The following is a 1,768-nucleotide window of genomic DNA, read 5'->3' on the forward strand; positions in this document are numbered from 1 at the left end:
GTTTTATTGTTAATTTTAAATATATCAATTATTTCAACGTCAATCTTTGATATCTAAACAAGTGATCAAGAGCCATTTAAAACTTTCTTATATATAAGTTTTAAATCATTCACTTCATTATTTTATTTATTTTTTAATTTTTCATAATTAAAAAATAATCATTTAAATTATGGAGAGTTTGATCCTGGCTCAGAGTGAACGCTGGCGGCGTGCCTAACACATGCAAGTCGAACGATGAAGTCTAGCTTGCTAGACGGATTAGTGGCGCACGGGTGAGTAATGTATAGCTAACTTGCCCCTTACAAGAGGACAACACTTAGAAATGAGTGCTAATACTCTATACTCCGCTCTAACATAAGTTAGGGTGGGAAAGTTTTTCGGTAAGGGATAGGGCTATATTGTATCAGCTAGTTGGTAAGGTAATGGCTTACCAAGGCTATGACGCATATCTGGTCTTAGAGGATGATCAGACACACTGGAACTGAGACACGGTCCAGACTCCTACGGGAGGCAGCAGTGGGGAATATTGCTCAATGGGGGAAACCCTGAAGCAGCAACGCCGCGTGGAGGATGACACTTTTCGGAGCGTAAACTCCTTTTTTACAAGAAGAATACTGACTGTATTGTAAGAATAAGCACCGGCTAACTCCGTGCCAGCAGCCGCGGTAATACGGAGGGTGCAAGCGTTACTCGGAATCACTGGGCGTAAAGGGCGCGTAGGCGGAGTAGTAAGTTGGATGTGAAATCTAATGGCTTAACCATTAAACTGCATTCAAAACTGCTATTCTAGAGTAAGGGAGAGGCAGATGGAATTAGTAGTGTAGGGGTAAAATCCGTAGATATTACTAAGAATGCCAATTGCGAAAGCGATCTGCTAGAACTTAACTGACGCTAAGGCGCGAAAGCGTGGGGAGCAAACAGGATTAGATACCCTGGTAGTCCACGCCCTAAACGATGTATGCTAGTTGTTGGAATGCTAGTCATTTCAGTAATGCACCTAACGGATTAAGCATACCGCCTGGGGAGTACGGTCGCAAGATTAAAACTCAAAGGAATAGACGGGGACCCGCACAAGCGGTGGAGCATGTGGTTTAATTCGAAGATACGCGAAGAACCTTACCTGGGCTTGATATCCTAAGAACCTTGTAGAGATACGAGGGTGCTAGCTTGCTAGAACTTAGAGACAGGTGCTGCACGGCTGTCGTCAGCTCGTGTCGTGAGATGTTGGGTTAAGTCCCGCAACGAGCGCAACCCACGTATTTAGTTGCTAACAGTTCGGCTGAGCACTCTAAATAGACTGCCTTCGCAAGGAGGAGGAAGGTGTGGACGACGTCAAGTCATCATGGCCCTTATGCCCAGGGCTACACACGTGCTACAATGGCATATACAATGAGAAGCAATACCGCGAGGTGGAGCAAATCTATAAAATATGTCTTAGTTCGGATTGTTCTCTGCAACTCGAGAGCATGAAGCCGGAATCGCTAGTAATCGTAAATCAGCTATGTTACGGTGAATACGTTCCCGGGTCTTGTACTCACCGCCCGTCACACCATGGGAGTTGATTGTGCTTTAAGTCGGAATACTAAACTAGTTACCGCCCACAGCAAAATCAGCGACTGGGGTGAAGTCGTAACAAGGTAACCGTAGGAGAACCTGCGGTTGGATCACCTCCTTTCTAGAGTACATACTCTTTAACTCACACTAAAGAGTAATAATAAATATTTCAAGAGCTCTTGAGAGCTTGTTTGGATATCAAAGGTTGAAATGA

Annotated in this window: 1 rRNA gene; it reads left to right on the top strand. The window is 44.2% G+C overall.

Annotated elements, in window-relative coordinates:
* Positions 1-166: 166 nt before the first annotated feature.
* Positions 167-1,675 (top strand): 16S ribosomal RNA (locus AVBRAN12654_RS09245).
* Positions 1,676-1,768: the final 93 nt, after the last annotated feature.

It is taken from the genome of Campylobacter sp. RM12654 (assembly GCF_020137585.1).
Lineage (GTDB): Bacteria > Campylobacterota > Campylobacteria > Campylobacterales > Campylobacteraceae > Campylobacter_E.